This window comes from Streptomyces sp. SAS_281, assembly GCF_052542855.1.
In genome coordinates this window covers 1-21,161 of record NZ_JBMNDO010000017.1, presented here as the reverse complement: position 1 = coordinate 21,161, position 21,161 = coordinate 1, and the positions used below count along the sequence as shown (strand labels likewise).

General features: G+C 72.4%; 18 protein-coding genes. 12 read left to right on the top strand and 6 right to left on the bottom strand.

Annotation, left to right across the window (positions count from 1 at the left end; genetic code table 11):
* Positions 1 to 109: 109 nt before the first annotated feature.
* Together ACN6LM_RS09080 and ACN6LM_RS09075 are read left to right on the top strand one after the other, a co-directional pair.
* Positions 110 to 2,551: a SpoIIE family protein phosphatase gene (locus ACN6LM_RS09080; protein ID WP_445064781.1), complete on the top strand. Its 2,442-nt coding sequence runs from the start codon at positions 110 to 112 to the stop codon at positions 2,549 to 2,551.
* Positions 2,552 to 2,648: 97 nt separating this feature from the next.
* Entirely contained in the window at positions 2,649 to 3,368 is a 720-nt protein-coding gene (locus ACN6LM_RS09075) for a class I SAM-dependent methyltransferase (protein WP_445064780.1), read from the top strand.
* Positions 3,369 to 3,471: 103 nt separating this feature from the next.
* On the opposite strand, the gene ACN6LM_RS09070 is transcribed toward ACN6LM_RS09075, so the two are convergent.
* Positions 3,472 to 4,362, bottom strand: a complete 891-nt coding sequence (locus ACN6LM_RS09070) for a LysR family transcriptional regulator (protein ID WP_445064779.1) — start codon at positions 4,360 to 4,362, stop codon at positions 3,472 to 3,474.
* A 120-nt stretch (positions 4,363 to 4,482) separates the two neighbouring features.
* On the opposite strand from ACN6LM_RS09070, the gene ACN6LM_RS09065 reads away from it, so the two are divergent.
* A complete protein-coding gene (locus ACN6LM_RS09065; RefSeq protein ID WP_445064778.1) occupies positions 4,483 to 5,484 on the top strand; it encodes an aldo/keto reductase in 1,002 nt (333 codons plus the stop codon).
* 32 nt (positions 5,485 to 5,516) lie between these two features.
* Here the strand turns inward: ACN6LM_RS09065 and ACN6LM_RS09060 are convergent, their stop codons facing one another.
* Positions 5,517 to 5,858, bottom strand: a complete 342-nt coding sequence (locus ACN6LM_RS09060; protein ID WP_445064777.1) for an ArsR/SmtB family transcription factor — start codon at positions 5,856 to 5,858, stop codon at positions 5,517 to 5,519.
* Positions 5,859 to 5,964: 106 nt separating this feature from the next.
* Between ACN6LM_RS09060 and ACN6LM_RS09055 the strand changes: the two genes are divergently transcribed.
* From ACN6LM_RS09055 to ACN6LM_RS09025, 7 genes are all read left to right on the top strand, one after another.
* Entirely contained in the window at positions 5,965 to 6,942 is a 978-nt protein-coding gene (locus ACN6LM_RS09055) for a quinone oxidoreductase family protein (protein ID WP_445064776.1), read from the top strand.
* A 105-nt stretch (positions 6,943 to 7,047) separates the two neighbouring features.
* Positions 7,048 to 7,881 (top strand): M55 family metallopeptidase, encoded by an 834-nt coding sequence (locus ACN6LM_RS09050; protein ID WP_445064775.1) that lies wholly within the window; start codon positions 7,048 to 7,050, stop codon positions 7,879 to 7,881.
* A complete protein-coding gene (locus tag ACN6LM_RS09045; protein WP_445064774.1) occupies positions 7,874 to 9,217 on the top strand; it encodes a M20/M25/M40 family metallo-hydrolase in 1,344 nt (447 codons plus the stop codon). The genes ACN6LM_RS09050 and ACN6LM_RS09045 overlap by 8 nt, the downstream gene beginning before the upstream one ends.
* A gap of 24 nt (positions 9,218 to 9,241) precedes the next feature.
* A complete protein-coding gene (locus ACN6LM_RS09040; RefSeq protein WP_445064773.1) occupies positions 9,242 to 11,230 on the top strand; it encodes a prolyl oligopeptidase family serine peptidase in 1,989 nt (662 codons plus the stop codon).
* Positions 11,227 to 12,171: a S66 peptidase family protein gene (locus ACN6LM_RS09035; RefSeq protein ID WP_445064772.1), complete on the top strand. Its 945-nt coding sequence runs from the start codon at positions 11,227 to 11,229 to the stop codon at positions 12,169 to 12,171. The genes ACN6LM_RS09040 and ACN6LM_RS09035 overlap by 4 nt, the downstream gene beginning before the upstream one ends.
* A 121-nt stretch (positions 12,172 to 12,292) precedes the next feature.
* Positions 12,293 to 12,532: a LapA family protein gene (locus tag ACN6LM_RS09030; protein ID WP_164398751.1), complete on the top strand. Its 240-nt coding sequence runs from the start codon at positions 12,293 to 12,295 to the stop codon at positions 12,530 to 12,532.
* 68 nt (positions 12,533 to 12,600) lie between these two features.
* A complete protein-coding gene (locus ACN6LM_RS09025; RefSeq protein ID WP_445064771.1) occupies positions 12,601 to 13,158 on the top strand; it encodes a GNAT family N-acetyltransferase in 558 nt (185 codons plus the stop codon).
* A gap of 6 nt (positions 13,159 to 13,164) precedes the next feature.
* On the opposite strand, the gene ACN6LM_RS09020 is transcribed toward ACN6LM_RS09025, so the two are convergent.
* Complete coding sequence (locus ACN6LM_RS09020) at positions 13,165 to 15,033, bottom strand: transketolase (protein WP_445064770.1); 1,869 nt, start codon at positions 15,031 to 15,033, stop codon at positions 13,165 to 13,167.
* 145 nt (positions 15,034 to 15,178) lie between these two features.
* Positions 15,179 to 16,468: a cellulase family glycosylhydrolase gene (locus ACN6LM_RS09015; RefSeq protein WP_445064769.1), complete on the bottom strand. Its 1,290-nt coding sequence runs from the start codon at positions 16,466 to 16,468 to the stop codon at positions 15,179 to 15,181.
* A 446-nt stretch (positions 16,469 to 16,914) separates the two neighbouring features.
* Here ACN6LM_RS09015 and ACN6LM_RS09010 point away from each other — a divergent pair, with 446 nt between their 5' ends.
* Entirely contained in the window at positions 16,915 to 17,874 is a 960-nt protein-coding gene (locus ACN6LM_RS09010; RefSeq protein WP_445064768.1) for an ROK family protein, read from the top strand.
* Positions 17,875 to 17,929: 55 nt separating this feature from the next.
* Positions 17,930 to 19,108, top strand: coding sequence for a mannose-6-phosphate isomerase, class I (gene manA / locus ACN6LM_RS09005; protein ID WP_445064767.1), 1,179 nt, complete (start codon positions 17,930 to 17,932; stop codon positions 19,106 to 19,108).
* A gap of 117 nt (positions 19,109 to 19,225) precedes the next feature.
* Here the strand turns inward: manA and ACN6LM_RS09000 are convergent, their stop codons facing one another.
* On the bottom strand, positions 19,226 to 20,128 hold the full coding sequence (locus tag ACN6LM_RS09000) for a carbohydrate ABC transporter permease (RefSeq protein ID WP_445064766.1): 903 nt from the start codon (positions 20,126 to 20,128) through the stop codon (positions 19,226 to 19,228).
* Complete coding sequence (locus ACN6LM_RS08995; RefSeq protein WP_445064821.1) at positions 20,125 to 21,096, bottom strand: carbohydrate ABC transporter permease; 972 nt, start codon at positions 21,094 to 21,096, stop codon at positions 20,125 to 20,127. Before ACN6LM_RS08995 ends, ACN6LM_RS09000 begins: the two co-directional genes overlap by 4 nt.
* Between the last annotated feature and the right edge of the window lie 65 nt (positions 21,097 to 21,161).

Genomic DNA, 21,161 nt, shown 5'->3' with positions numbered 1-21,161 from the left:
CACCACCCCCGTGGGGGATTCCGCCGATGACCCGCGGGCGCCGGTCGCAGCCCCGTACCGTGGAGTCACGCGCCGCGGAATGCCGCGGTGAGGAAGGAGCCTTCACCTCATGGACCTCGGTGTGCCGCCGCAGAGGACACCACAGCCGGGTGACGGCACGGCGGGCCGCGTGCCGCTCGCCGTGGCCGTGGTCGACGCGGAGGGGCTCGTCTCGCACTGGTCGTCCGGGGCGAGAAGGCTCTTCGGCATCAGCCGCGAGGATGCGGTCGGCTGCCCCGCGGGTGAACTCCTGCCGGTGTCCGGTGTGCTGGGCGTGGACGGCGCACCCGCGGAGTACGACGAGGGTCCCGCGCTGGACAGCTCGCTCAGCGGGGACTTCCCCTACCCGGCGTCGGGCCGGGCCCGCCTCGGCGAGCCCGGGCACGGCAGGATCGACGTGCTGTGGTGGGCCTACCCGCTCGCCGGCCCCGGACCGGCCCGGCTGCTGGTGCTCGCCGCCGACTGCGCACACCTGCGCGACGCCGAGCACGGCGAGGACCGCCCGGCCCGTACGGTCTCCCCCGGCTTCGCCCTGCACACCGACTTCCCCGGCCACCCCGAGCTGTCCGCCAGGCTGCCCGAGATCCTGCCGAACATGAGTGTCCAGGAGGCCACCGGGATCGTCACCCAGGTGCTCGAACTGGGGTACCCGGTCCTGGAGTTCAGCCACCACCAACGCATCCCCGTCACCCCGGACTGGGGTGTCCCCAAGCGCGCCGGAGGGCCGTCGGTGCGGGAGGAGCGGTACGGCGAGGAGCCGGCGGTGCTCCCGCCGCGGGCCGCGCCCCGGCCCGAGCTGGACCTCGAATACGCGGCGGTCCGCGAACGGCTGGAATTCCTCAACGAGGTGAGCGGCCGCATCGGCACATCGCTCGACCTGGAACGCACCATCCGCGAGGTCACCAGTGCCGCCGTCCCCCGCTTCACCGATTTCGCCGGCACGCATCTGCGCGCCGCCGTCCTCGCCGGTGAGGGCTTCCCCGACGGACCGCCCGACGTCACCACCGTCTGGCACCGCGTCTGGGTCGAGCACAACGACGAACCGGGCCGCTGGGACGACACCGTGCCCGTCGGCGAGGCCATCGCCTTCCCCGAACACACCCCGTTCTTCCAGTGCATGGTCACCGGCGAGCCCGTCATCGTGCCCCATGTGAGCGAGGAGCTGAGCAACCGGATCTCCGGCGAGTTCGAGAAGCGGGACCTGCGCCCCCTGATCACACACCGCTCGCTGCTCATCGTGCCGCTCAAGGCCCGTGACGTGGTCCTCGGCTTCATGGTCCTGATGCGCCGCCCCGGCCGCGAGCCCTTCGACGACATGGACCGCACCACCGGAGCCGAACTCGCCGCGCGCGCCGGGCTCGTCCTGGACAACGCCCGCATGTACACGTACCAGGAGAACGTCGCGGAGACGCTCCAGGACAGCATGCTGCCCAAGGTCGAACCCCGCATGGCCGGGTGCGACATCGCGACCCGCTATCTGCCGGGCACCCGGCTCGGGCGGATCGGCGGCGACTGGTTCGACTCGGTGAAGCTCCCCGGCTCACGCACCGCGCTGGTGGTCGGGGACGTCATGGGTCACGGGCTCAACTCGGCGGCGATGATGGGACAGTTGCGGACCGCCGTGCTGACCATGGCCACCATGGAGATGGAGCCCGCCCAGCTCCTGCGCAACCTGGACGACCTGGCCCAGCGCCTCGGCGAGCAGTACCTCGCGACCTGCCTGTACGCGGTCTACGACCCGATCGCGGGCGAGCTCCAGATCGCCAACGCCGGTCACATCCCGCCCGTGCTGGTCCGTGCCGAGGACGGCCGGGCCGAACTGCTCGACCTGCCGACCGGGGCGCCCATCGGAGTCGGCGGGGTCGCCTTCGAGACCGCCACCGTGCGGGTCCGCCCCGGGGACCGGCTCGTCCTGTGCACGGACGGGCTGGTCGAGGTGCGCGGCCAGGACATCGGGGCCGGGCTCGCCGCGCTCTGCGCCTCCGCCGCCCACCCGGCCGCCTCGATGAACGACGCCTGCGACACCATCATCCGCGCCCTGAACACCGGCGACGGCCGCAAGGACGACGTCGCCCTGCTGATGGCCCGGCTCAACGGCATCGCGGACGAGGACGTCGCCGAGTGGCAGCTCGCCCTCGACCCCCGCGAGGTGTCCCGGGCCCGCCGCCTCGTGCGCGGCCAACTGCTCGACTGGGAGCTGCCCGACGCGGTGGAGGCGGCCGAGCTGATGGTCAGCGAGCTGGTCACCAACGCCTTCAAGCACGGCCGCACCCACCACATCGGGCTCCGGCTGGTCCGCACCGGCGCGCTGCTGTGCGAGGTCAGCGACGACGAGCCGGCCCCCGCCTCGCTCCTCGGCGTCACCGACCACGACGAGTTCGGCCGGGGCCTCATGGTGGTGAGCGCTCTCGCCAAGGAGTGGGGCACCAGCGGCACGGCACGCGGCAAGACCGTCTGGTTCGAGCTGGCCCTGTCCCGGGTGCCCCGGGCCCGGTACAGCCGCCCCCGCTGACAAGGAGATCGCGTCCGCACCCTTGCCCCCGGACACCTCTGGGCAGTAGTCCCTGGCTGAGCAATGTGAGCCTGTACGACGGGACTTGGGAGTACGCATGGGTGTGTCACAGCAGTACCGCGCGGCGTGGGAAGGGTATTGGGCGGCCACGTCGGACGAGCCGGGCGAGGCCATCTGGGACTCCGGCCCGGATCTGAGCGCCGTGCCGCACAGCCGGCTGCTCCTGCCGTACGCCGATGCCACCCTGCCCGTTGTGGACCTCGGCTGCGGCAGCGGCACGCAGACCCGCTACCTCGCCACCCTCTTCCCCCGCGCGATCGGCGTGGACCTCTCCCACGCGGCGATCGAGCACGCCCGGAAGGCGGACCCGGGGGAGACCGCGGCGTACGAGAGGCTCGACCTCACCGACGCCGAGGCCGTGCGCGCCCTGCACGAGCGCGTCGGGGACACCAACGTGTACATGCGGGCGGTGATCCACCAGAGCGACCCCGAGGCCCGCCCGGCCGTCGCCGCCGCCGTCGCCACACTCATCGGCGCGCGCGGCCGGGCCTTCGTCACCGAGCTGACCCCCGCCTCCAAGGACGTCCTGCAACGCGCCGCGCAGGGGCCGGGCGGGCCGGGCCCGAAGCTGCGCCGGGTCTTCGAACACGGGCTGAAACCGGCGAGCGCCACCGACGAGGAGGTCCCGGAACTGCTGGCGGCGGCCGGGCTGACCGTCCTGGACAGCGGTGACACGGTCCTGCCGCAGACCGAGAACCTCCCCGACGGCACCCGGATCGACCTTCCGGCGAGGTGGTTCGTGCTGGCCACGGGCTGACCCCGGGCCGGGGGCGTGCGTACGGCCCCCCCCCGGCCGGGGCGTGTTCCGAAAGTAGCGCCGTCCGCCCGTCGCCCGGCAGGCGGGACTTTCGAAACAGGACCTAGCTCCCCGTCCCGTCCCGGAGCAGCGCCATCAGGGCCCGCGCCCCCGGGCTGAGCGCCCGCGCCTCGGGGAGCACCACGGCACTCTCGTAGTACGCCTCGCCGGCGCCCTCGGGCCGCACCGCGACGAGTCCGCGCGCCTCGGGCTTGCGGGAGAAGTGGTGCGGCACGAGCGCGATGCCCAGCTGCTCGTGCACCAGCTCCAGCAGGCTGTGCACGTCGGTCACCTCCAGGGCCACCGTGCGCCGCACCCCGGCCGCCGTGAACGCCGCGTCGGCCGCGCGGCGCGGACCGAAGTCGGGGTGGAAGTCGATGAACGGCTCACCGGCCAGCTCCGCCCAGTCCGCCCGGTCCGCCGCCGCCAGCCGGTGGCCCGGCGCGCACAGCAGCACCATGGGCTCCCGGGCCAGCGGGACCAGCTCTCCGCGCCAGCCGTCCGGGTCCACGGTCGCGGCGAACGCGATGTCGAGCCGGCCGCCCGCCACCCCCTCCACCAGCCTCGCCGTGCCCTCCTGGCGCAGCCGGATCTCCATGTGCGGGTGGGCGCGGTGGAAGGCGGCGAGCAGCCGGGGGAGCCGCAGCCCGGCCACGCACTGCTCCACGCCCACCGACAGGGTCCCGCGCAGCAGCCCCCGTACCGCGTCGACGGCCTCCTTCGCGGCCCGTACCCCGGCCAGGGTGCGCTCAGCCTCGACCAGCAGGGCGCGCCCCGCCTCGGTCAGCCGTACGCTGCGCGTGGTCCGGCTGAACAGCGGGGTCCGCAGCTCCTGCTCCAGCGCCCGCACGGAGGCGGACAGGCCGGACTGCGAGACGGCGACCCGCTCCGCCGCGCGGGTGAAATGCCGTTCCTCGGCGACGGCCACGAAATGTTCCAGCTGGCGCAACTCCATGATTGAGAACTCTATCCCCTGAATCCAAGCGGAATCTCCTGTTGGACTACTGGATCGAAGTGGGCCAGCCTTGGGGTGTCCTGCCGGTCATGGCCGGAACGCCTCTCCTATGGAGCCCGCATGTACATCCCGTCCGCCGACCGCTACGCGAACATGCCCTACCGGCGCACCGGGCGCAGCGGCCTGAAGCTGCCCGCCCTGTCGCTCGGCCTGTGGCACAACTTCGGCGGGGACCGGACACCGCAGACCCAGGGCGAGATCCTGCGCCGCGCCTTCGACCTCGGCATCACCCACTTCGACCTGGCCAACAACTACGGCCCGCCGCCCGGCTCCGCCGAGACCGCGATGGGCAGGGCGCTCGCCACGGACTTCGCCGCCCACCGGGACGAGATCATCGTCTCCACCAAGGCCGGCTACCTGATGTGGGACGGCCCGTACGGGGAGTGGGGTTCGCGCAAGAACCTGCTGGCCTCGCTGGACCAGAGCCTCACCCGGCTCGGCCTGGACTACGTCGACATCTTCTACTCGCACCGGCCGGACCCCGAGACCCCGCTCGAAGAGACAATGGGCGCGCTCGACGCGGCGGTGCGCCAGGGCAAGGCGCTCTACGTCGGCGTCTCCAACTACTCACCCGAGCAGACCCGTGAGGCCGCCCGCATCCTGAAGGACCTGGGCACCCCGCTCCTCATCCACCAGCCGCGCTACTCGATGCTCGACCGCCGGCCCGAGGACGGACTGCTCACCGCCCTGGACGAGCTGGGCGTCGGCTCCATCGCGTACTCGCCGCTCGAACAGGGCATCCTCTCCGACCGCTACCTCAACGGCATCCCGGAGGGTTCCCGCGCCGCCGGCAGCAGCCCCTTCCTGTCGGCCGAGGCGGTGACCCCGGACCTGGTGTCCCGGCTGCGTGAACTGAACGAACTCGCCGCCGCGCGCGGCCAGTCGCTCGCCCAGCTGGCCCTGGCCTGGGTGCTGCGCGGCGGGCGCGTCACCTCCGCCGTGGTCGGCGCGAGCAGCGTCGCGCAGCTGGAGAACAACGTCGAGACGGTCCGGAACCTGGACTTCACCGACAAGGAACTCGCCCGGATCGAGAAGCTGCTGAAGGGCGCCAAGCGGCGCTGACCCGCCGGCGGCCGGACCGGGCGTCGTGGGGATCAGACCTCGTCCGGCCGCAGCAGCAGCTCCAGCAGGCCGGGGAAGCGGGCGCCGAACTCCGCGCGGCGCAGCCGGTTGACCCGTTTGGGCCCCTCGTCGCGCTGCTCGACGAGGCCCGCTCCGCGCAGCACCGTGAAGTGGTGGCTGAGCGCGGCTTTGCCGACGGGGACGTCGAAGCTGCCACAGGTGCGCGTCCAGTCCTCGGAGCACGCCAGCTCGCGGACCAGCTGGAGGCGGACCGGGTCCGCCAGTGCCGACAGTGCGGCGAGCACCGTCACCTCGGCGGGGTCCGTGTGCACGGGGGCGGGCCGGTGTCCGCCCCCCGCCGGCTGCCGGGCCATGGCCCCTCCTGTCTCCTGTGCGGGTCACTTGCCGAGTGTTCGATGAATATCATACAGTCCGAGTGTTCGCTTTTCGTCGAACACTACCTCCAGGGGGCGGTCTGTCATGCGTACGGTCGAGGTCGAGAAGTACGGCGGGCCCGAGGTGCTGACCGTCACCGAGCGGCCCGTGCCGGAACCCGGTTCCGGACAGGTGACCATCGACGCCGTCTACGCGGGCGTCAACTTCGCGGACCTCAAGGCCCGTTCCGAGGGCTACCAGGTGCCGTCGCTGCCCTTCGTGCCCGGCCTGGAGATCTCCGGCCGCGTCCGGGCCGTCGGCGCGGGCGTCGAGGGGCTGAGCCCCGGTCAGGAGGTGACCGCGTTCCTGGCCGGCGGCGGATACGCGGAGGTGGTGACGGTCCCCGCCGCCACCGTCTTCCCGCTCCCGGACGGCATCGGCCTGCGCACGGCGGCCACCCTGCCCACCGTGCTGCCCACCGCACACGCCCTGCTCCACGAGATAGGCCGGCTGCGGGCCGGTGAGACCGTGCTGGTGCAGGGCGCGGCCGGCGGCGTCGGCACGGCGGCCGGGCAACTGGCCCGCGTGTCCGGCGCCGGAGCCGTGTACGGAGTGGTGTCCTCGGCCGGCAAGGCCGCGTACGCCCTCGACCACGGCTACGACGAGGTGTTCGTCGGCGACACCTTCCCGGACGAGGTCCGCCGCGCCACGGGCGGACGGGGCGTCGACCTGGTGCTCGACGCGGTCGGCGGTGACACGCTGCGCCGCGGCCTCGACGTGCTCGCGGTCTTCGGACGCCTGGTCTCCTTCGGCAACGCGGGCGGGGGTGCGCCCTGGCAGGTCGGGCAGCCCGAGCTCTACCCGGGCGGCCGGTCGGTCGCCGGCTTCTCGATCCTCAGCCTCGCGCAGTCCGACCCCGCCGCCCTGCGCGCCCTCGCCGAACGCGCCTTCCGCGCGGTCGCCGACGGCCGGGTGACGCTCCCGGTGACGGCCGAGTTCGCGCTGCGGGACGCGGCCGACGCGCACCGGCTGATGGAGGGACGCACCTCCACGGGCAAGCTCCTCCTGCGCGTCGCCGACTGATCGTCCGCCGGGCGCACACGGCCGCCGGGGCCGTCATTGGAATGGACCTGTGGAGGTCCCGGTACCTCTGGCCTGGGAGTTCATCGGCGCGTACCGTGTGGCCGCATGAAGATCCTCGTCAGCGCCGACATGGAAGGCGCCACCGGCGTGACCTGGCCGGCCGACGTGCTGCCCGGCACGCCGCAGTGGGAGCGGTGCCGCTCCCTGTTCACCTCCGACGTCAACGCCGCCGCCCTCGGCTTCTACGACGGGGGAGCGGACGAGGTGCTGATCAACGAGGCCCACTGGACCATGCGCAACCTGCTCCTGGAGAGACTGGACGACCGCGTCCAGATGCTCACCGGCAAGCACAAGTCGCTCAGCATGGTCGAGGGCATCCAGCACGGCGACGTCGACGCGGTCGCCTTCGTCGGCTATCACACCGGGGCCGGTACGGAGGGCGTCCTCGCCCACACCTACCTCGCCAACTCCATCACCGGGGTGTGGCTGAACGGCGTAAGGGCCGGCGAGGGCCTGCTCAACGCCCATGTCGCCGCCGAGTACGGCGTCCCCGTCGTCCTCGTCACCGGTGACGACCTGACCTGTGCGGACGCCGAGGGGTACGCCCCCGACGCGGCGAAGGTGGCCGTCAAGGACTACGTGTCGCGGTACGCCGCCGTCTGCCGCACCCCCGCCCGTACCGCCGCCGACATCCGGGCGGCCGCCGCCCGGGCCGTCTCCCTGGCCGGCCGGTACACGCCGGTGGAGGGCGGCCCGTTCGCCGTGGAGCTGGAATTCGACGCCGAACACCTGGCCGCCGCGGCCACCGTCGTACCCGGGGTGGCGACGAGCGGCGAGAGGCGGGTCTCCTACACCAGCGCGACGATGTACGAAGGTATCCGCACGTTCAAGGCGGTGACGACGATCGTCTCGTCCGCCGTGGAGGAGCAGTATGGCTGAGGCGACCGCCCCCCAGGACTCCGTCGACGCCCTGGCGCTCGACGAAGCGGTGACGTTCACCTCCGAGCTGATCCGCATCGACACCACCAACCGGGGCGGTGGCGACTGCCGCGAACGCCCCGCCGCCGAGTACGTCGCCGAGCGCCTGGCCGCCACCGGCCTGGAACCCGCGCTCCTGGAACGCACCCCCGGCCGTACCAACGTGGTCGCCCGGATTCCCGGTACCGACCCGTCCGCCCCCGCCCTCCTGGTCCACGGCCACCTCGACGTGGTGCCGGCCGAGGCCGCCGACTGGACGGTGCACCCCTTCTCGGGCGAGGTCCGGGACGGGACCGTGTGGGGGCGCGGCGCCATCGACATGAAGAACATGGACGCGATGGTCCTGGCCGTCGTCCGGTTCTGGGCCCGGGCCGGCATCCGCCCCCGCCGCGACATCGTCATCGCGTACACCGCCGACGAGGAAGCCAGCGCCGAGGACGGCTCCGGCTTCCTCGCCGACCGGCACGCCGCCCTCTTCGACGGGTGCACGGAGGGCATCAGTGAGTCTGGCGCCTTCACCTTCCACGCCGGGCCGAACATGCCGCTGTACCCCATCGGCGCCGGCGAACGCGGCACCGGGTGGCTGAAGCTCACCGCCCACGGCAAAGCCGGCCACGGCTCCAAGGTCAACCGCGCCAACGCCGTCACCGCGCTCGCCGCCGCCGTCACCCGCATCGGCGAGCACGAGTGGCCGGTCCGGCTCACCCCGACGGTCCGCGCCGCGCTCACCGAACTCGCCGCGCTGCACGGCATCCACCCCGACCTCGACGCCCCCGGCTTCGACGTGGACGAACTCCTCGGCAAGATCGGACCGGCCGCGGCCCTCGTCGCCCCGACCGTCCGCAACAGCTCCAACCCGACGATGCTGGACGCCGGTTACAAGGTCAATGTGATCCCGGGCCACGCCACCGCCTACATCGACGGCCGGACCGTCCCCGGCGGCGACGAGGAGTTCCACACCACCCTGGACCGGCTCACCGGCCCCTCGGTCGACTGGGAGTTCGCCCACCGCGAGGTCGCCCTCCAGGCCCCGGTCGACTCACCCACGTACGGCAGGCTCCGGGCCGCCATCGAACGGTTCGACCCGGACGGTCACGTCGTGCCCTACTGCATGTCCGGTGGCACCGACGCCAAGCAGTTCTCCCGGCTCGGCATCACCGGCTACGGCTTCTCGCCGCTGAAGCTGCCCGTCGGCTTCGACTACCAGGCCCTCTTCCACGGCGTGGACGAACGCGTCCCCGTCGACGCGCTGCACTTCGGCGTCCGGGTCCTGGACCACTACCTGCGCACCGCCTGAACCGCTCGGGGGAGACCGACACCCATGCCCACCGCACAGCCCCACGGCAGCTGGCCCTCACCGATCGACGCCGCACTCGCCGCCTCCCACGACGGACGGCCCGAGTACACCGGCGCGGTCGGCGACGAGCTGTGGTGGACCGAACCGCGCCCCGCCGAAGCCGGCAGGCGCGCCCTGGTCCGCCGCACCGCCGACGGCACCACCACCGAACTGCCCGCCCCCTGGGACGTCCGCAGCCGTGTCATCGAGTACGGCGGACAGCCCTGGGCCGGCACCGAGCGGGCGGAGGGCGGCCCCCTGGTCGTCTTCGTCCACTTCGCCGACCAGCGGCTGTACGCCCACGCGCCCGACGGCGACCGCGAACCGTGGCCGCTCACCCCCGTCTCCGCCGTCGGCGGCGGACTGCGCTGGGTCGACCCGCGCCTCCACCCCGGCCGGGGCGCGGCCGGCGAGGTGTGGTGCGTCCTGGAGGAGTTCACCGGCGACGCGCCCACCCAGCTGCGCCGGGTCCTCGCCGCCGTTCCCCTGGACGGATCGGCGGCCGGCGACCGGTCCGCCGTACGCGAACTCGAGCACGGACGGCACCGTTTCGTCACCGGCCCCGAGGTGTCGCCCGACGGGCGGCGCGCCGCGTGGATCGGCTGGGACCATCCGCGCATGCCCTGGGACGGCACCGACGTGCTGGTCGCGGACATCGGTGACGACGGCACCTTCCAGGACGTCCGGGCCGTCGCCGGCGGCCCCGAGGAATCCGTGCCCCAGGTCCAGTGGACCGCCGACGGGCGGCTGCTCCTGGCGAGCGACCGCAGCGGCTGGTGGAACCTGTGCCGGCTCGACCCGGACAGCGGCGAGATCCGGGAACTGTGCCCGCGCGAGGAGGAGTTCGCCGGCCCGCTCTGGAAGATCGGGCTGGTCTGGTTCCGCCCCCTGGAGAACGGGCTGATCGCCGTCCTGCACGGCAAGGGCACCACCACCCTCGGCATACTCGACCCGGAGACCTGCGAGCTGGTCGACATCGCCGGGCCGTGGACCGAGTGGGTGCCGACGCTCACCGTGCGCGGCTCCCGTGTCACCGGCGTCGCCGCGAGCCCGCACAGCGGCTACGAGATCGTGGAGCTGGACACCGCCACCGGCCGCACCCGGGTCATCGGCACCCCCCACGAGGACGCGGTCGACCCCGCGTACTACCCGGAACCCGTCCTGCGCACCTTCACCGGGCCCGGCGGACGCGAGATCCACGCCCAGATCTACCCGCCGCGCAACCCCGGGCACCAAGGGACCGCAGGCGAGTTGCCGCCCTATGTGGTGTGGGCCCACGGCGGCCCCACCGGGCACGCGGCGCTCGTCCTGGACCTGGAGATCGCCTACTTCACCTCACGCGGCATCGGCGTCGCCGAGGTCAACTACGGGGGCTCCGCCGGATACGGCCGCGCCTACCGCAACCGGCTGCGCGAGCAGTGGGGCGTCGTGGACGTCGAGGACTGCGCCGCCGTCGCCGGGACGCTGGCCGCCGAGGGCACCGCCGACCCGGACCGGCTCGCCATCCGGGGCGGCAGCGCCGGCGGCTGGACCAGCGCAGCCTCGCTGACCGGCACCGACGTCTACGCCTGCGGCACCGTCATCTACCCGATCCTCGACCTCGCCGGCTGGGGCACCGACGAGACCCACGACTTCGAGTCCCAGTACCTGGAATCGCTGGTGGGCCCGCTCGCCGAGGTCCCCGAGCGCTACCGGGAACGCTCCCCGGTCGGCCGCACCGACCGGCTCACCGCGCCGTTCCTGCTGCTCCAGGGCGAGGACGACCCCATCTGTCCGCCCGTGCAGTGCGAACGCTTCCTCGCCGCCGTCGAGGGGCGAGGCATCCCGCACGCCTACCGCACCTACCCGGGCGAGGGCCACGGCTTCCGCCGCGCCGGCACGATGATCGACGCGCTGGAGTCCGAGCTCTCCCTCTACGCCCAGGTGTTCGGCTTCGACCGGCCCGACGTGGCCGTCCTGGAGCTGAAGCGGTGACCCTCACCCCGCTGGCCCGCCCCGCCCGGCTGCGCCCCGGGGCCCGGGTCGCCGTGGTCTCGCCGAGCGGACCCGTCCCCGCCGACCGGCTGGAACCCGGCCTGGACATCCTGCGCGGCTGGGGCCTCGACCCCGTGCCGATGCCCCATGTGCTGGATGTGCACCGCGACCTGGACTACCTCGCCGGTACGGACGAGGCCCGGGCCCGGGACCTCCAGGACGCGTGGTGCGACCCGGCCGTGGACGCGGTGATCTGCGCGCGCGGCGGGTACGGGGCGCACCGCATGGTCGACCTGGTGGACTGGGCGGCGGTGCGCGCCGCCGGGCCCAAGGTGTTCGTCGGCTACAGCGATGTCACCGTGCTCCACGAGGCGTTCGCGCTGCGGACCGGTTTCGCCACCCTGCACGGGCCGATGGCGGGGACCGAGACCTTCCTCAAGGACCCCCGCACCCAGGAGTCGCTGCGGGCCACGCTCTTCGAGCCCGGTACCCGGCTGACCCTGGGCCTGGAGGAGGCGCGGGCGCTGGTGCCGGGCCGGGCGCGCGGCATCACCTACGGCGGCTGCGTGAGCCTGCTCGCCGCCGACCTGGGCACCCCGCACGCCCGTCGCTCGGCCCGGGGCGGGCTGCTCCTCATCGAGGACACCACCGAGGACCCGTACAGCCTGGACCGCATCCTCACCCAGCTGCTGCGGGCCGGGGCGCTCGACGGGGTCGCCGGGGTGGCCTGCGGGTCCTGGGCGGGGTGCGGGCCCTACGAACGGGTGCGGGCGGTGCTCGCGGACCGGCTGGGTGCGCTCGGCGTCCCGGTCGTGGAGGAGCTGGGCTTCGGGCACGGGCCCACCGGGCTCACCGTCCCGCTCGGGGTGCCGGCGGTGCTCGATGCTCCGGTGGACGGCGGTCCGGCCACCCTCACGGTCGAGGTACCCGCACTGCTCTGACCGGCCGGTGCCCCTGCCTCCGTCACCCGAATGGCCGAACATCTCCGCCCGCGGGGACGGGGGCGGAGCCATCCTGGAGCCCCGGGCGACGGCCGTACCAGGGCCGGGAAAGGGGCTGCTCATGAGCCCGAAGGACGTGTCGAGCAGCGGGAAGAGCGGCAGCGGGGCCTTCACCCCGGCCCGCATCCTGGTCCTCGTGATCGCGGTCCTGTCGATCGTGTTCATCGCCGAGAACACCAAGGACGTCGAGGTCCGCCTCATCGTCCCGCTGGTGACGGCGCCGCTCTACGTATGGCTGGTCGTGATGTTCCTGGCGGGCATGGCGTGCGGCGCCTATGTCTTCCGCAGGCGGTCCAGGTAGAAGCGCGGCAACGGCCGTGCGGGCAGGGTGCACAGGCCCTGCCCGCACGGCCGCTCTAAGCTGGGACGATGTCCGACACCCGCCACCTCGCCGAGGGACCGCGCGCGGCGATCCGCCCCTTCACCCCCGGCGACGCCGACGAGTTCACCGCCCGGGCCCGGGAGAGCACCGCTCTGCACCGGCCCTGGCTGTTCCCGCCCACCACGCCCGAGACGTACGCCGCCTACGCGGGCGCGCTCATCGAGGACCCGGCGCGGGCCGGGTTCCTCGTCTGCGAACGGGACGCGGCCGGCGGGGCGGGGGCGATCGCCGGGTTCATCAACATCAACAACATCGTCGCCGGAGCCTTCCGCTGCGGCGCCCTCGGCTACGGCGCCTTCGCGCACGCGGCCGGGCGCGGCCTCATGGGCGAGGGGCTGGGCCTCGTCCTGGACCACGCCTTCGGCCCGCTCGCCCTGCACCGCCTCGAAGCCAACATCCAGCCGGACAACGAGGGGTCGATCGCGCTCGTGCGCGGGGCGGGCTTCCGGCTGGAGGGCTACTCGCCGGACTTCCTGCACATCGACGGCGCCTGGCGCGACCACGAACGCTGGGCGATCACCGCGGAGATGCGCCGCCCCGCTTGACGCCGGCTACTTGACCAGGCTGCGCGCCGCGTCCGCGATGTGCGTGCGCGAGATCCCCGCCGCGTCGAGCAGCTCCGCCGTGGTGCCGGACCCGGGCAGGTCGCTCCCGGCGAGGTGGACGAAGCCCGGGTGGCTGCCGGACTCCGCGAGCGACGACAGCACCGCCTCGCCGATGCCGCCCTCCGGGTGGTGGTCCTCCACCACGACCAGGGCCCCGGTCTCGCGGGCAGCGAGAGCCAGCGCGTCGGCGTCGATCGGCTTGACGGAGTAGAGGTCGATGACCCGGGCCCGTACGCCGTCCTCGGCCAGCAGATCGGCGGCGGCCAGGCACTCGTGCAGCGTGACCCCGGCGCTGACCAGGGTGACCTGGTCGTCGTCGCCGTGGCGCAGCGTCTTCGAGCCGCCCACGGGGAACGTCTCCCCGCTCCCGTACAGCACCGGGTACGCGCCGCGCGTGGTGCGCAGGTACGAGATCCCGTCGATGTCCGCCATGGCCACGGTCAGGGCCGCCGCCGAGGTCGCGTCGCTCGGGTAGAGCACGGTCGAGCCGCGCACCGCGCGCATCATCGCCAGGTCCTCGACGCCCATCTGAGAGGGCCCGTCCGCGCCGATCTCCACCCCGCTGTGCGTCCCGCAGAGCGCCATCGTGATCTCCGAGACGGCCGCCATGCGGATGAAGTCGTGTGCCCGGGTGAGGAACGCCGCGAACGTCGTCGCGTACGGGCGGAAGCCGCGCACGGCCATGCCGACGGCCTCGGCGACCATCTGCTGCTCCGCGATGTACGTCTGGAAGAAGCGGTCCGGGTACGCCTTCTTGAAGTCCTCCGAGTGTGTGGAGTTGCCGACCTCGGCGTCCAGGGCGACGACCTCGGGCCGTACCCCGAGCGCCACCAGCGCCTTGCCGAAGGCGACCCGGGTGGCGACCTCGTCCCCCTTCTCGAAGCGCGGCAGCTCCACGGCTCCGCCCGTGCGCTTCGCGGCGGGGGCGGCCTTCGGCGGCCGGGGGCCCTCCACCCGCAGGTCACGGACGCCGCCCAGCTCCTCGACCGCGCGCTCGGCGAGGTCCTCGGGGAGCGGCTTGCCGTGCCAGCCCTCCTTGTCGGCGACCTCGCTCACCCCGCGCCCCTTGACCGTCTTCGCGACGATCACGGTGGGAGCGCTGCCGTCCGCCGCCGTCTTCAGGGCCCGGTCGACCTCGGCCAGGTCGTGGCCGTCGACCACGAGGGCCCGGCAGCCGAACGCCTCGACGCGGCGCGCGTAGGTGCCGGTGTCCCACTCCAGCTCGGTGGGGCCGGACTGGCCGAGGCGGTTGACGTCGATGATCGCGGTGAAGTTGCCCAGCTTGTGCTGGCCGGCCTTGTCCAGGGCCTCCCAGACGGACCCCTCGGCCATCTCGCTGTCCCCGCACAGCACCCACACCCGGTAAGGCTGCTTCTCCAGGTCCCGCCCGGCGAGCGCGATGCCCACTCCGTAGGCGATGCCCTGGCCCAGCGAGCCGGTCGCCACGTCCACCCAGGGCAGCTCGGGTGTGGGGTGGCCCTGGAGCCGGTGGCCGAAGCGGCGGTACGTCGTCATCAGCTCCTCGTCGGTGACGGCACCGGCGGCCTTGAACATGGCGTAGAGCAGCGGCGAGGCGTGGCCCTTGGAGAAGACCAGGTGGTCACCGGCCGGATTCTCGGGCGCGTCCCAGTCGTACCGCAGATGCCGGGTCATGAGGACCGCCATCAGATCGGCCGCCGACAGGCTGGACGTGGGGTGCCCGGACCCCGCCGAGGTGCTGGCGCGCACCGAGTCCACCCGCAGCTGCTGGGCGAGCTCGAAGATTTCGGTGAGATCGCTGTCGGGGCCGAGTGTGCTGGTCTGTTCGCTGGTCATGGGCCGGACCTTTCGCGTGAGGGCGGGACGACGGAACGGGTTCCCGAATCCGGGCGGTCCATCACCTTCCGGGGGCAGGTTGCCCTCGTTTGCGCTGTGGGGCCTGCCGGCCGACGCCCGCGCGCTGGCCGGCAGACCCCGTCCGTCAGGCGTCGGCCCGGCTGCCCCGTACGACGCAGGAGCGGCTGTTCTCCCAGCCCCAGCCGTCGCCGTCGGGGTCGGAGGAGGCGTTGGCGCAGTACGGGTATCCGTTGGGAGCCGTACCCGTGCCGGAACCCGTGTCCGGTGCGCTGCCCCGTACGACGCAGGAGCGGCTGTTCTCCCAGCCCCAGCCGTCGCCGTCGGGGTCGGAGGAGGCGTTGGCGCAGTACGGGTATCCGTCGGGAGCCGTACCCGTGCCTCCGTCACCGCCGCTCGAACCGCTGCCGTAGACCGTGGCGCGGACGGAGGTGGCGACGATGCCGTTGCTGCCGTTGAAGAGGCGGTCGCCCCAGCTGGTCAGCGAGTTCGGGTCGAATCCGTTGACGAGGTCGAGGTACTCGACTCCGCCGCCGTTGCCGCTCCACGACCAGCCGATGTAGCCGAGCCGCAGTGACTGGGCGGTGGCCATGATCGCGTCCTCGTCCGGGTTTCCGTCGCTGTGCGCGTTGCCGAACTCGCCCACCACGACGGGGAGCGCGTGGTCCACGAAGTGGTTCAGGTAGTCCCGCACCTCGGCGGCCGTGTCGTAGACCCCGTACATGTGGATGGAGAAGACGGTGTTGCGGTCCGGGTCGGAGGCGAAGACGGAAGCGGCGTTGTCCCGCATGGTGCCGGACCAGTCCTGGCCCCAGTTCGGACCGTCCACCATCAGGGCGTGCCGCAGCCCGGCGGCGCGCAGCTTGCCGATGGCGTTCTTGGTGGCCGAGGTCCACCCGGTGTAGCCCGTGTTCCCGAACGGTTCGTTGCCGATGTTGACGACGACGTAGTCCTCCTGGCCCTCCAGCGCGCTCTTGACGCTGATCCAGTAGTCGGCCGCCTTGTCCAGCGACGTGGCGGCGGAGTCCTCGCCGTAGCCGGTGGTGTCGTGTGCCTCCAGCACGCAGATGACCTTCGCGGCCTTGCACTGCGCGATGAGCGAGGACACCTGCGACGTGGTGGTCTTCGTCCAGCGGTCGCCGCTGCCCAGAACGACGCGGACCGTGTTGGCCCCCTTGGCGGCGATGTCGGAGATGGCGGTGGTCTGCTCCGGGTACCAGGCGTACGCGTGGTTGACGCCGCGCATCACGAACTCGTTGCCGTTGGCCTCGTACAGCCGTCCGTCGCTGACATGGAGACCCGTGTCGGCGGCCTGTGCGGCACCGACGGGACCGAGGACGGACAACAGGACGCCGGCCACGCCGGTGGCCAGGGCCGTGACGGTCGCGAGCAGGGAGCTTCCGGGGGGTTTCTTCATGGGGCTCTCCTCAGGGGGCATGGGTGAGAGGTCCGCAGCCGCTCGACGGGGACCCGGGGCACTCCACGTTGTGGACAACGTTGTCAGAAGTGGCACCCGGGCGGGTGGCTGACGGGTGGTCAACCTGCTGGAGCGGAGGGGGAATCGGGCTCGCCGCGCGGTGTTCGGCACCGGCCCGGCGTTGCCCTCATATGAGGCACTGGATGTTCCATTCATGTCAATAGACGTGTCGCCCGTATTTCGTTCACGGTTTCCCCGCCGCGAAGCGGTCGGGGGAAATGAGGGCTGTTGAAGGTGCATTCGCGAGGCATCCCGAGGTCGCCCGAAAGTGCGAAATTTGCCAAACCATTACTCAACTTGCTCAACAAGGCTAGACAACGTTGTCAAGGGCGGGCAGAGTACGGCCGGGGGCGATGTGCGTCCCGGCATGGAAGGGCGGAACAGCAATGGTGTACGGAGCACTTGACATAGGTGGGACCAAGATCGCCGGGGCGCTCGTGGACGAGAACGGGCGCCTGCTCACGCGCGTCCAGCGGCCCACCCCCGCCCGGCGCCCCGCCGAGGAGATGGCCGCCGCCGTCGCGGCCGTACAGGGCGAGCTCGCGGCTCATCCGGCGTGGGCCGGCGTCACGTGCCTGGGGATCGCCAGTGCGGGGCCGGTCGACACGGCCGGTGGCACCGTGAGCCCGGTGAACATTCCGGCGTGGCGGGAGTTCCCGCTGGTCGAGCTCGTCCGCAGCCATCCGGAGACCCCGGCGGGCGTCGAGCCCGTCCTCGTCGGGGACGCCGTGGCCATGACCGCCGCCGAACACTGGCTCGGCGCCGCGCGCGGTGTGGCCAACGCCCTGTGCATGGTGGTCTCGACGGGCGTCGGAGGCGGCCTGGTCCTGGACGGCAGGGTGCACGGCGGCCGGACGGGCAACGCCGGGCACATCGGTCACATCACGGTCGATCTCGACGGCCCCCGCTGCCCCTGCGGTGCGCCGGGCTGCGTGGAGACCTTCGCCAGCGGGACGGCCATCGCGGCCCATGCCCGGGCACTCGGCTGGACCGCGCCGCCGGGCGTCGCGCCGACCGCGGCCGCGGTCGCGGAGGCGGCCCGCGGCGGCGACGCGCGGGCGCGGGCGGCCTACGACCGTGCCGCGCGCGCCCTGGCCGCCGCGATCGCCGCGACGGCGGCACTCGTGGAGCTGGAGCGCGTGGTCATCGGCGGCGGGGTGGCTCAGGCGGGAGAGGTCCTGTTCGGCCCGCTGCGGCGGCGACTGGCCGACTACGCCGTCCTCGACTTCGTGCGCGACATCCCCGTGGTCACCGCCGGCCTGGCGCTGGACGCCGGGCTCGTCGGCGCCGCGGCCGTCGCCGCGTCGGCACTGGAGTCCCGTCCCGTGCCCGCCCTGCACTCCTGATGCCGGCCGAACCGGGCACGGCCGACCGCCGGCCGGAGCCGTAAGGACCTCTCACATGGACCCACTCGTCAACACCGTCCGCCCCTACGCCTGGGGCTCCACCACGGCGCTGCCCGGCCTGCTGGGGGTCGCCCCGGACGGACGGCCGCAGGCGGAACTGTGGATGGGGGCTCATCCCGCAGCCCCCTCCCTGGTCCGGCGCTCCGAGGGCGACCTGCCGCTCGACGCCGTGATCGAGGCCGCGCCGGCCGCCGAGCTGGGCGACACGGTCCTCCGCCGCTTCGGCCCCCGGCTGCCGTTCCTCCTCAAGCTGCTCGCGGCGGATGCGCCGCTCTCGCTCCAGGTCCATCCCGACCTGGCCCGGGCCGCGGCCGGTTTCCGGATCGAGAACGCCGCCGGCGTCGCGCTCGACGCTCCGCACCGCAGCTACCGCGACGACAACCACAAACCGGAGATGGTCGTCGCCCTCGGCGCGTTCGAGGGGCTGTGCGGCTTCCGGACGCCGTCGGAGTGCGCCGGGCTGCTCACCGTCCTTGGCGTCGACGAACTCGCCCTGTACTGCAAGGTCCTGCGCACCCAGCCGGAGGAGGACGCCCTGCGTGCGGTGTTCTCCGCCTTTCTCGCGCCTCCGCCCGGTCTCGTCGCGGCGGTGGCCGGCGCGGTCGCCCGCGCGGCGCGGCGAGAGGGCCCGCACCGGGCGGACTTCGCCCTGTACGACTCGGTCGCGCGGGCGTACCCCGGGGACGCCGGGCTGCTCGCGGCCCTGATGCTGCGGACCGTCCGGCCGGCCCCGGGCGAGGGGCTCTTCCTGGGTGCGGGTGTTCCGCACGCCTATGTGCGAGGGCTGGCCGTCGAGATCATGGCCGCTTCGGACAACGTGCTGCGCTGCGGTCTGACGTCCAAGCACGTGGACACCGCGGAACTCCTGCGCGTGGTGCGGTTCGACGCTCGCCCCGTACACGTCCTGCGGCCGTCCCCGGACGGGCCGGAGGACGTGTACCCGGCGCCGGTGGACGATTTCCGGCTCTCGCGCGTCCGGGTGGTGCCGGGCGGCCCTGCCGCGGTCCTGGACGCGGCGGCTCCGCACATCCTCGTCTGCACGCGCGGTCACGTGCGCCTGAGCGGTCCGCAGGGTGTCGTACCGCTGCGTCCGGGCGGCTCGGCCTACGCGCCCGCGGGGGAGCGGGTGGTGGTCGAGGGGGACGGAGAGCTCTACCGGGCCACCTGCTGCTGAGAGCCAGGAGCTCAACCGGTTTTGCCATGCGGCGGCCTCCTTCTCCAAAGGTCACGGAGAAGGAGGCCGCATTCTTTTGAGCCGCACCGGGCTGCGTCCGGAGAGAGCGAATGTCCGCTATTTGGTCGCGCCCTGGGCGAAGCCGTTGTAGATGTAGCGCTGGAGGAAGAGGAAGGCGACCAGGGTCGGGACGATGACGAGGACGGCCCCCGCCGAGATGTTCTCCCAGTGGGCTCCGAACGGCCCCTTGAAGCGGAACAGGGCTGTGGAGACCGTGCCGAGCTCCGGTGAGGGCATGTACAGGAAGGGGATGTAGAAATCGTTGTAGACGGTGATCCCCTTGATGATCACCACGGTCGCGATCGCCGGCTTGAGCAGCGGGAAGATGATCTTGCGGTAGATCGTGAACGAGTTCGCCCCGTCCAGTCGCGCGGCTTCGTCCAACGACACGGGGATGCCGCGGATGAACTGCAGGAAGATGTAGATCGAGACGATGTCCGTGCCCATGTACAGCAGGATCGGGGCCCAGCGGGTGTCGAACAGGCCGAAGCTGTTGACGACCTGGAAGGTCGCGACCTGCGTGGTGACTCCGGGCACGAGGGTGGCGATCAGGAAGAGGGCCATCACGAGCTTCCTCGCCCGGAAGTGGAATCGGTCGATGGCGTAGGCCGTCATCGAGCCGATGAGCACGGTGCCGGTGATGGAGAAGAGAAGGATGAACGCGGTGTTGCCGAAGGCAGTGAGCATCTGGCCGTCGGAGAACGCGGTCGCGTAGTTGTCGAAGTTCAGCCAGTTGCCCGGAAGCGACAGCGCTCCGCCGTCGGTGGCCTCCGAGGATGTCTTCAGTGAGGTGAGGAAGACGACCGCGAGCGGGAGGACCACCACCAGGGAGGCCGCGACGAGTGACACGTAGACGAGTGTCCGACCGATCCGGCCGCGGGTGCGGACGTGTCGCCGACCGGGTGCGGTGCGGACTCGGTCCGCGGTCTTCGGGGCCGAGGTCTGCGAGGCCGTGGTCATACGAGGTCCACCTTTTCGTCGGGCACGAGCCGGCGCTGGATCCAGGTGATCAGCAGAATGATCAGCAGCAGCACCACGGCGGCCGCCGATGCCAGCCCGGTCTTGTTGAACTGGAACGCGAGCTTCACGGTCTGGATGACGAACGTGGAGGTGCCGGTCGCGCCCCCGGTCATGATCCAGGGAATCTCGAACACCGCGAGCGATCCGGAGATCGCGAGGATGACGCTCAGGCTGAGCACCGGCCGGATGCTCGGAGCGATGATGTGCCGGAACTGCTCCCACTTGTTCGCGCCGTCCAGCTGGGCGGCTTCGTACAGCTCGCCGGGAATGGACTGGATCGCGCCGAGGAACAGGACGAAGTTGAGCCCGGTGAAACGCCACACCGAGACGCCGGCGAGGGACGTGTTGGCCGAGGCCGGGTCGCCCAGCCACGCATGGTCGGGGCTCTGGCCGAACCAGGAGAGCACCGTGTCCAGGGTGCCGCCGTCCTGGAAGAAGTACAGGAAGACGAAACCGATGGCCACGCCGTTGATGAGGTAGGGGAAGAAGAGCAGCCCCTTGAACAGGTTGCGGAACCGCAGGTCGAAGCTGAGCACGGTGGCGAAGTACAGCGCGACCACGATCTGCACCACGGACGCCGCGAGGTAGTAGAAGCTCACGAAGAAGACCCGGAACAACTCGGGCCGGGTGAAGATCTGGACGTAGTTGTCCATGCCCGTGAAGTTCCGGTCGGGGCTGATCCCGTCCCAGTCCGTGAAGCTGTAATAGATCATGTTCCCCACCGGCACGTAGGTGAACGTGATCAGGAGGGCCAGCGGCGCCAGCAGGAACAGCCATGGCGTCGCGCGGCGGAGCGACCGGCCCCGGGTCCTGCGCGTGCGAGGGCTGCCGCCCGTGGGGGAGGTGCCGCGCCGCCGGCGCGTCGCAGGGCGCTTTGTCACGCTCACCGCCTCGGTCGTCTCTGTCATGTCGGGCCTTTCGTCGTCCGCGTCGGTCATCCGGTGTGCGCGGGGCGGGGCCCGGCCGGTCTCCC

Excerpts from the sequence above, each read along its gene's own strand:
- ACN6LM_RS09080 (WP_445064781.1), top strand. The coding sequence starts at position 110 with ATGGACCTCGGTGTGCCGCCGCAGAGGACACCACAGCCGGGTGACGGC.
- ACN6LM_RS09075 (WP_445064780.1), top strand. The coding sequence starts at position 2,649 with ATGGGTGTGTCACAGCAGTACCGCGCGGCGTGGGAAGGGTATTGGGCG.
- ACN6LM_RS09070 (WP_445064779.1), bottom strand. The coding sequence starts at position 4,362 with ATGGAGTTGCGCCAGCTGGAACATTTCGTGGCCGTCGCCGAGGAACGG.
- ACN6LM_RS09065 (WP_445064778.1), top strand. The coding sequence starts at position 4,483 with ATGTACATCCCGTCCGCCGACCGCTACGCGAACATGCCCTACCGGCGC.
- ACN6LM_RS09060 (WP_445064777.1), bottom strand. The coding sequence starts at position 5,858 with ATGGCCCGGCAGCCGGCGGGGGGCGGACACCGGCCCGCCCCCGTGCAC.
- ACN6LM_RS09055 (WP_445064776.1), top strand. The coding sequence starts at position 5,965 with ATGCGTACGGTCGAGGTCGAGAAGTACGGCGGGCCCGAGGTGCTGACC.
- ACN6LM_RS09050 (WP_445064775.1), top strand. The coding sequence starts at position 7,048 with ATGAAGATCCTCGTCAGCGCCGACATGGAAGGCGCCACCGGCGTGACC.
- ACN6LM_RS09045 (WP_445064774.1), top strand. The coding sequence starts at position 7,874 with ATGGCTGAGGCGACCGCCCCCCAGGACTCCGTCGACGCCCTGGCGCTC.
- ACN6LM_RS09040 (WP_445064773.1), top strand. The coding sequence starts at position 9,242 with ATGCCCACCGCACAGCCCCACGGCAGCTGGCCCTCACCGATCGACGCC.
- ACN6LM_RS09030 (WP_164398751.1), top strand. The coding sequence starts at position 12,293 with ATGAGCCCGAAGGACGTGTCGAGCAGCGGGAAGAGCGGCAGCGGGGCC.
- ACN6LM_RS09025 (WP_445064771.1), top strand. The coding sequence starts at position 12,601 with ATGTCCGACACCCGCCACCTCGCCGAGGGACCGCGCGCGGCGATCCGC.
- ACN6LM_RS09020 (WP_445064770.1), bottom strand. The coding sequence starts at position 15,033 with ATGACCAGCGAACAGACCAGCACACTCGGCCCCGACAGCGATCTCACC.
- ACN6LM_RS09015 (WP_445064769.1), bottom strand. The coding sequence starts at position 16,468 with ATGAAGAAACCCCCCGGAAGCTCCCTGCTCGCGACCGTCACGGCCCTG.
- ACN6LM_RS09010 (WP_445064768.1), top strand. The coding sequence starts at position 16,915 with ATGGTGTACGGAGCACTTGACATAGGTGGGACCAAGATCGCCGGGGCG.
- manA (WP_445064767.1), top strand. The coding sequence starts at position 17,930 with ATGGACCCACTCGTCAACACCGTCCGCCCCTACGCCTGGGGCTCCACC.
- ACN6LM_RS09000 (WP_445064766.1), bottom strand. The coding sequence starts at position 20,128 with ATGACCACGGCCTCGCAGACCTCGGCCCCGAAGACCGCGGACCGAGTC.
- ACN6LM_RS08995 (WP_445064821.1), bottom strand. The coding sequence starts at position 21,096 with ATGACAGAGACGACCGAGGCGGTGAGCGTGACAAAGCGCCCTGCGACG.